Annotated in this window: 7 protein-coding genes; 5 read left to right on the top strand and 2 right to left on the bottom strand. The window is 41.7% G+C overall.

Going from position 1 to position 7,999, the window contains the following annotated elements; all coding sequences use genetic code 11:
• The coding region (locus AB204_RS03935) for a hypothetical protein (protein WP_235428018.1) at positions 1-881 on the top strand (881 nt) is incomplete at its 5' end.
• Between the two features lie 55 nt (positions 882-936).
• On the opposite strand, the gene uraA is transcribed toward AB204_RS03935, so the two are convergent.
• Positions 937-2,247 carry a uracil permease gene (uraA, locus tag AB204_RS03930; RefSeq protein ID WP_047962079.1) on the bottom strand — a complete coding sequence of 437 codons (1,311 nt, stop codon included), beginning with the start codon at positions 2,245-2,247 and terminating at the stop codon, positions 937-939.
• A 69-nt stretch (positions 2,248-2,316) separates the two neighbouring features.
• On the bottom strand, positions 2,317-2,943 hold the full coding sequence (gene upp, locus AB204_RS03925) for a uracil phosphoribosyltransferase (RefSeq protein ID WP_047962078.1): 627 nt from the start codon (positions 2,941-2,943) through the stop codon (positions 2,317-2,319).
• Positions 2,944-3,168: 225 nt separating this feature from the next.
• Here upp and purM point away from each other — a divergent pair, with 225 nt between their 5' ends.
• The 4 genes from purM to ppk1 all read left to right on the top strand — a co-directional run bounded on the left by purM (position 3,169) and on the right by ppk1 (position 7,999).
• Positions 3,169-4,212 carry a phosphoribosylformylglycinamidine cyclo-ligase gene (gene purM, locus AB204_RS03920; protein WP_047962077.1) on the top strand — a complete coding sequence of 348 codons (1,044 nt, stop codon included), beginning with the start codon at positions 3,169-3,171 and terminating at the stop codon, positions 4,210-4,212.
• Positions 4,213-4,324: 112 nt separating this feature from the next.
• On the top strand, positions 4,325-4,963 hold the full coding sequence (gene purN, locus AB204_RS03915) for a phosphoribosylglycinamide formyltransferase (RefSeq protein ID WP_047962076.1): 639 nt from the start codon (positions 4,325-4,327) through the stop codon (positions 4,961-4,963).
• Positions 4,964-5,291: 328 nt separating this feature from the next.
• Positions 5,292-5,855, top strand: coding sequence for a spermidine N1-acetyltransferase (gene speG, locus AB204_RS03910; protein WP_047962075.1), 564 nt, complete (start codon positions 5,292-5,294; stop codon positions 5,853-5,855).
• Positions 5,856-5,929: 74 nt separating this feature from the next.
• Entirely contained in the window at positions 5,930-7,999 is a 2,070-nt protein-coding gene (gene ppk1, locus AB204_RS03905; protein ID WP_047962074.1) for a polyphosphate kinase 1, read from the top strand.

Below are 7,999 nucleotides of genomic sequence, written 5' to 3'. Positions count from 1 at the left end.
TATCTGAGGTTCATATGTTAATGGAAAATATATTACGTGATGTGATACAAAGAACAAAAAATGCCTTTATGGGAGGATCTGCCAATAAATTTCATTTTGAAACAAAAAACATTGATAAGCTAGGTCACCAAGGAGACCCTATATCATTTAAACTTCAACATCTTATTTCCAGCCAATCAAATAAACTTAGTAAAACACGTTTTAACGATATCAGAGATTCACGACTCCCTCAACTATATCAATATATTAATGAAATCAAATTCAAAATGAACTTAGTTGGAAATTGTAGTGAACATTGTACTTATGCATTTCATTATTTAATGAAATGGCATTCATTTGCAATTTTCAACCTTTACAAGGCCATAGATCCCGATCCGGAAAAGAATATATATATCGTCATATATGAAACCACACTTCCTAAGGATCATTCTTTTATCACTATAAGTCACTTAAAAAGTGATGTTTTTTTAGCTATCAAAAAAGGTCTATTTTCACATATTCTGCCGGATTCATGGATATGTGATCCTTGGACAGAAATTGCCTGTAAAGGAAAAGATTACCCTCTTCAATGGAAGAGAAAAATGAAACAATGGGAAAGTGAAAGCCTTTTCGTAGCAACAGAGAGTTCTAAAAATTATTCCAATGCTGTAACAAATAAATATGATGGATTTTTTTCCCCTACAAGACCAGAAGTATACAATATGATTTCCCCATATGATAAATTTAAACCAGCATATATAGCTTTTATTGATGGAAAAGGAAATATCAATACACTAAATAAATTAAGAAATGATTTACATAAGGTTCCTTATGACATCAGTGAAATAGAAAAAAAAGAACTTCTTGATATGGGTTTCCCTGATATAGATGAAATAAGATAAATATTAAAAAGGGCTTTTTCCAAAGCCCTCATTTTATTAATTTATATAATATGATTTATTCTGCTGCTTCACATTTTCTATCATTTTTAACCGATTCTACAGAAGAGTTAATATACTGCTCTTCTGGACGGATAATGCTGATCAGTTTGAAAAGCAGGCTCAGGCCAATACCGACGACAGTTGCAAGTGCCATCCCTTTCAATTCCGCTGTACCTATCTGGATTTTCGCCCCGCTGACACCAATAATCAAAATAATGGAAGTCAGAATCAAGTTCTGTGCTTTACTGTAATCAACTTTAGAATCAATCAAAACTCGAATACCTGATGCACCAATGACACCATATAGCAGTAAAGAAACACCGCCCATAACAGGAACAGGGATCATTTGGATCGCCGCAGCTAATTTACCGACGCAAGAAAGCAATATCGCTAACACCGCAGCACCGCCAATCACCCATGTACTATAAACACGGGTCAATGCCATAACACCGATATTTTCACCATAAGTGGTGTTAGGCGTTGAACCGAAGAATCCCGAAATCATCGTTGAAAAACCATTCGCAAACATTGAGCGATGCAAACCCGGGTCTTTCAGTAAATCTTTTTGTACGATATTCGCCGTCACCACCAAATGCCCGACATGTTCCGCGATCACCACCAACGCCGCAGGTAAAATCGTCATGATGGCAAACCATTCAAAACGAGGTGTATAGAAAGTTGGCAATGCAAACCATGGGGCTTCACGTACTGGCGTTAAATCTACAACGCCCATAAAGAATGACAGCCCATAACCCACCAGCACACCAATCAGAATCGGGATAATCGCCATAAAACCACGGAATATGACAGATCCTAAAATGGTTACAGCCAGCGTTACCATAGATATGGTCAAATTGGTCATATTAACTTCCGAACCTGACGCTGGGCGCAAACCCGCCATATCCGCAGCAACACCCGCTAATTCCAGGCCGATTACCGCAACAATAGCGCCCATCGCCGCAGGTGGAAACATCACGTTGATCCAACCTCTTCCTGCTACTTTAACAATCAGAGCAACCAGACAGAACAACAAGCCGCAGACAATAAATCCCCCCAATGCCAATTCATATCCTAAAGGCAATAGCAACAATACAGGCGAAATAAAGGCAAAGCTTGAACCTAAGTAAGCGGGAATTCTCCCTTTACAAATTACCAAATACAGTAATGTTCCAATACCATTGAACAATAAAATCGTGGCGGGATTAACTTTAAACAAAATGGGAACCAAAACGGTTGCCCCAAACATAGCAAACAGATGTTGTAAACTTAATGGAATAGTCTGTGCCAAAGGCGGTTTCTCGTCTACCCCAATAGTCCGACGGGTCATGCTTGATATCCTCTTATCTCATCTTGCCAGAAACCAAAAAAAAGCCGACTTCTCAGCCGGCTAAAAATGTTATTTAGTACCAAATATTTTATCGCCTGCATCCCCCAGGCCAGGAACAATGTATCCATGTTCATTGAGGCGTTCATCAATTGAAGCAGTGTAAAGTTCAACATCGGGGTGCGCTTTTTCCAGTGCAGCGACACCTTCTGGAGCTGCAACCAGCACCAATACCTTAATGACAGGGCATCCTGCTTTTTTCAACAGATCAATAGTGGCGATCATGGAACCGCCGGTTGCCAACATTGGGTCAACAACCAATGCCATACGTTCACTAATGTCAGAAACCAATTTCTGGAAGTAAGGCACAGGTTCGAGTGTTTTTTCGTCACGATACACACCGACGACACTGATTCGCGCGCTCGGAATATTTTCCAATACACCATCCATCATGCCCAATCCCGCACGCAGGATAGGTACTACCGTAATCTTCTTCCCTTTAATCTGGTCTATTTCTACCGGACCGCACCATCCATCAATGGTTACTTTCTCAACTTCTAAATCAGCAGTTGCTTCATATGTCAGAAGACTACCCACCTCTGAGGCCAGTTCACGAAAGCGTTTAGTGCTTATATCATGATCTCGCATCAGGCCAAGTTTATGTCTAACCAGTGGGTGTTTAACCTCAACGATCTTCATGGGTTTCTCCTAATATAGCCGGCAGATAAAAAATCGCGGGATTATACCGCCTTTTCAGCAGCACACCACTATCAATCTATTGATTTTTATCAACCCCAAGTATTTTTCTTTAATTTTCATTTAGCGGTGATCTTGTATAAAGCTATCGCAAACGTTTGCTTAGGCTGTTAGAATTGCTGCCGTTATGTTTTATTCATAAAAATGCAACCATCTGGGAGCTACGCAGTGACCAACAAAACCTCTCTTAGCTATAAAGATGCTGGTGTCGATATTGATGCTGGCAATGCCTTAGTCAATCGTATCAAAGGTGTCGTAAAACAGACCCGTCGCCCTGAAGTAATGGGGGGATTGGGTGGTTTCGGTGCATTATGTGCCCTGCCACAGAAATATCGTGAGCCGGTGTTGGTTTCCGGTACAGATGGTGTTGGTACCAAGCTGCGCCTTGCCATGGATCTGAAACGCCATGATACCATCGGGATTGATTTGGTCGCCATGTGTGTCAATGATCTGGTTGTTCAGGGAGCAGAGCCTCTTTTCTTCCTTGATTACTATGCTACAGGCAAATTGGATGTGGATACCGCAGCCAGTGTTATCACAGGTATAGCAGAAGGCTGCAAACAGGCAGGCTGTGCGCTGGTTGGCGGTGAAACAGCAGAAATGCCTGGTATGTATCACGGTGAAGATTATGACGTCGCTGGTTTTTGCGTCGGCGTCGTTGAAAAAGCAGAGATTATTGATGGCAGTCAGGTTCAGGTTGGTGATGCACTGATTGCGCTGGCATCCAGTGGCCCACATTCCAACGGCTATTCTTTAATCCGTAAAATACTCGAAGTCAGTCAGGCAAACCCTGAAACGACTGAGCTTGACGGAAAATCACTCGCAGATCATCTGCTTGCCCCAACGCAAATTTATGTTAAATCAATCCTTGAATTGATTGAAAAAGTCGACGTTCATGCAATTTCACACCTGACAGGGGGTGGTTTTTGGGAGAATATTCCTCGCGTTCTGCCAGAAAATATGCAAGCCAGAATCAATGCCGACAGTTGGCAGTGGCCATCAATTTTCACGTGGTTACAGCAAGCTGGCAATGTCAGCGAACATGAAATGTACCGCACGTTTAACTGCGGGGTGGGTATGATAATTGCGTTGCCCCAATCTCAGGCAGAACAGGCAATTTCATATCTGAAAGCATCAGGTGAAAGTGCATGGCAAATTGGTACAATTTCCGAACTCAACGCTGATGATCAACCGGTTGTTATCAATAAATAAATTATAAAGAAACAAATATTGTTCCCAATAAATTTCAAGTTGCAGTTTTATTGGCTGCAACTTGCAAGATAAAGGGTATACCAGTCAATGAAATCTTCAGCTAAGAGAAACCATGAAAAAAATTGTCGTTTTAGTATCCGGCAATGGTAGCAATCTTCAATCCATCATAGATTCCTGCCAACAAAACCGGATTAATGGGAGTATTTCTGCCGTCTTCAGTAATAATGCTGATGCCTATGGTTTGAAACGGGCTGAACAGACCTATATTCCAGCCCATTTTATTGACCCCAAAGGATATGCTGATCGCACCCGTTATGATATTGCTCTGCTCAAGGCTATCGATCAATATCAGCCGGACTTGGTTGTGTTGGCAGGTTACATGAGAATTTTATCACCTGATTTCGTCCGGCATTATCATGGACGCCTGCTCAATATTCACCCTTCCCTATTACCAAAATATCCCGGCCTGCATACTCACCAGAAAGCCATTGCAAATGGTGATAAAGAACATGGCACTTCCATCCATTTTGTTACAGAGGAGCTGGATGGTGGCCCAATCATTCTACAAGCTAAAGTGCCTATTTTTGATGGAGATAAGGAAGAAGACGTTATCGGACGCGTCCAGACCCAAGAACATAATATTTACCCTCTGGTCATTAATTGGTTCCTGAATGGTCGTTTAGCTATGGAAGGAAATACAGCGATAATGGATGGCAAAGTTTTACCGCCACAAGGTTATGCTTCAGAATAATTAGCCTCTAACTTACAGCTCAGTGTTAATACGCATTTTGGTTAATATACTGTAATTAAGATAATACTTTGCTGTAAGTTGCCGTTTCGGATTGGTTTCTATTTCTATGCCTCCATACCTTTATACTTCTATTATACTTACATGCCTAAAGAATCTGGTTATCTATCCAACTAAAAATATTAGCCCGACAATAATTATTTATCTTGTAATAATTATTTATTCGAACATTATTAGCTATATACCCAATGGATTTCACCTTACCCGTTTGAAGAAAGTTGAAGGGCATAGAATGAATTCATACAATCCGAAAGAAGCACTGAGGTATCCAATGTCCAGTGATCCAGAAAGGCCATCCGTAAATTTGCGCCCCCTTGAGCGGGAAGATCTCCCTTTTGTTCATCAAATTGATAATAATGCCAGTGTCATGCGCTATTGGTTTGAAGAACCTTATGAAGCCTTTGTTGAATTATGCGATCTTTATGACAAGCACATTCATGACCAAAGTGAGCGCCGTTTTATTATCGAAAGCATGAACTCCAAAGTCGGGTTAGTCGAATTAGTCGAAATTGATTATGTCCACCGTCGCTCAGAATTCCAAATTATCATTGCCCCGGCCTATCAAGGGCAAGGCTATGCTGCCGTAGCCGCCAAACTTGCGATGGAGTACGCTTTTGCTGTCTTGAATCTTTACAAGCTGTACTTAATTGTCGATAAAGAAAATTCGAAGGCAATTCACATATACAATAAATTGGGATTCTACACCGAAGGCGAATTAATCGATGAATTTTTTGTGAATGGCTCTTATCATACAGCCATTAGGATGTGTACATTCCAACACCACTATTTTGCCAATAAAGCCCGTGAAACCCAGACCGATATTTTGGTCGGTTAAACACTTAGCCGGTTAAACGCTTGGCCCATTAAACGCTGACCATTAGATTAAATGGAAAACCAAATGGAGTAGTAATGTCCCACGATCGTCTCTATACCGAAAAAGAACTGAGCTGGCTCTCTTTCAACGAACGTGTACTTCAGGAAGCGGCTGACAAAAGTAACCCGCTGATCGAAAGAATGAGGTTCTTAGGGATCTACTCCAATAACCTGGATGAATTTTATAAAGTTCGTTTTGCTGACGTAAAACGGCGAATTCTTATCAGTGAGGAACGGGGTTCAGCCACCAGCGCCCGCCAATTGTTGAAAAAAATTGAGTCCAAAGTGGCCAAAATCGATCAAGAGTTCGATGAACTCTATAACGAGCTGCTACTGGAAATGGCTCGCAACCAGATTTTTTTGATCAATGAACGGCAAATATCGCCGAATCAACAAATCTGGCTACGGCAATATTTTCGGCAACATTTGCGCCCACACATTACGCCGATTGTCATCAATCCAGAAACCAATCTGGTTGAGTTTCTCAAAGATGACTATACCTATTTGGCCGTTGAAATTATCCGTGGTCAAGAAACGCAATACGCCTTGCTGGAAATTCCATCGGATAAAGTCCCTCGCTTCGTTAACCTTCCTCCCGAAATGCCACGCAGACGCAAGTCAATGATATTGCTTGATAATATTCTGCGTTACACGTTGGATGAAATTTTCAAAGGGTTCTTCGATTACGATACTTTGAATGTCTATTCCATGAAAATGACTCGCGATTCCGAATATGATTTGGCAACAGAAATGGAATCCAGCCTTCTGGAATTAATGTCCTCCACGCTTAAACAGAGGTTGACGGCAGAGCCTGTACGATTTGTCTACCAACGTGATATGCCAGATGAAATGGTGGATTTGCTGCGCAGTAAACTAGGGCTTTCCAATGATGATTCAGTCATTGCAGGCGGACGCTATCATAATTTTAAAGATTTCATTAAATTTCCCAATGAAGGAAACCGCAGCTTACTGAACAAACCCATGCCACGGCTGCGCCATACCTGGTTCGACCATTTCCGCAACGGGTTCGATGCTATCCGCGAAAAAGATGTCCTGCTTTATTATCCTTACCACACGTTTGAGCACGTACTGGAATTACTGCGGCAGGCTTCTTTCGATCCCAGCGTGATTTCTATCAAGATTAATATCTACCGTGTTGCAAAAGACTCACGCATTATCGACTCCATGATCCATGCGGCACATAACGGCAAGAAAGTCACTGTCGTCGTGGAGTTACAGGCACGTTTTGATGAAGAAGCCAACATTCATTGGGCAAAACGCCTGACCGAAGCTGGCGTCCATGTTATTTTTTCTGCTCCTGGCCTGAAGATTCACGCCAAGCTGTTCATCATTTCGCGCCTTGAGGGAAATGAAATTATCCGTTATGCCCATATTGGTACAGGGAATTTCAATGAAAAAACAGCGCGTTTATATACCGATTACTCACTGTTGACCGCAAAGCCCGAAGTCACCAATGAAGTTCGTCGGGTATTTAACTTTATTGAAAACCCTTATCGTCCGGTTACATTTGATAATTTAATGGTATCGCCGCAAAATTCACGGGCAATGCTCAATCAATTGATTACTCAAGAAATCGAAAACGCCAAAGCGGGTGAAGTGGCCGGCATTACCCTGAAAATCAATAATCTGGTGGACAAAGAACTGGTGGATCGCCTGTATGATGCCTCAGAAGCCGGTGTTAAAGTTCGCATTCTGGTACGTGGCATGTGTTCTTTAGTTCCCAATCAGCCGGGTTTCAGTGAAAATATTCAGGTCACCAGCATTGTCGATCGCTTTCTGGAACACGATCGCGTTTATGTTTTTACCAATAAAGGTGATGAGAAAATATTTCTCTCCTCTGCTGACTGGATGACACGAAATATCGATTATCGCATTGAAGTAGCAGTTTGCCTGCTGGAACCCATGTTAAAACAACAGGTTATGGATATTCTCGAATTACAGTTCAGTGATACCGTCAAGGCACATTATATTGATAAGGAGTTGAGCAACCGCTATGTTCCACGAGGAAATAAGCGTAAAATCCGTGCGCAACTTGCTGTTTATGATTATCTGAAAAACCTTGAACAACCGGAACCCAGAGCCTGA

The sequence above is a fragment of the Xenorhabdus khoisanae genome, assembly GCF_001037465.1.
Classification (GTDB): domain Bacteria; phylum Pseudomonadota; class Gammaproteobacteria; order Enterobacterales; family Enterobacteriaceae; genus Xenorhabdus; species Xenorhabdus khoisanae.
This window is presented reverse-complemented; position numbering and strand designations above follow the sequence as displayed.

Coding starts and splice junctions, on each gene's coding strand:
- uraA (WP_047962079.1), bottom strand. CDS start 2,247: ATGACCCGTCGGACTATTGGGGTAGACGAGAAACCGCCTTTGGCACAG.
- upp (WP_047962078.1), bottom strand. CDS start 2,943: ATGAAGATCGTTGAGGTTAAACACCCACTGGTTAGACATAAACTTGGC.
- purN (WP_047962076.1), top strand. CDS start 4,325: ATGAAAAAAATTGTCGTTTTAGTATCCGGCAATGGTAGCAATCTTCAA.
- speG (WP_047962075.1), top strand. CDS start 5,292: ATGTCCAGTGATCCAGAAAGGCCATCCGTAAATTTGCGCCCCCTTGAG.
- ppk1 (WP_047962074.1), top strand. CDS start 5,930: ATGTCCCACGATCGTCTCTATACCGAAAAAGAACTGAGCTGGCTCTCT.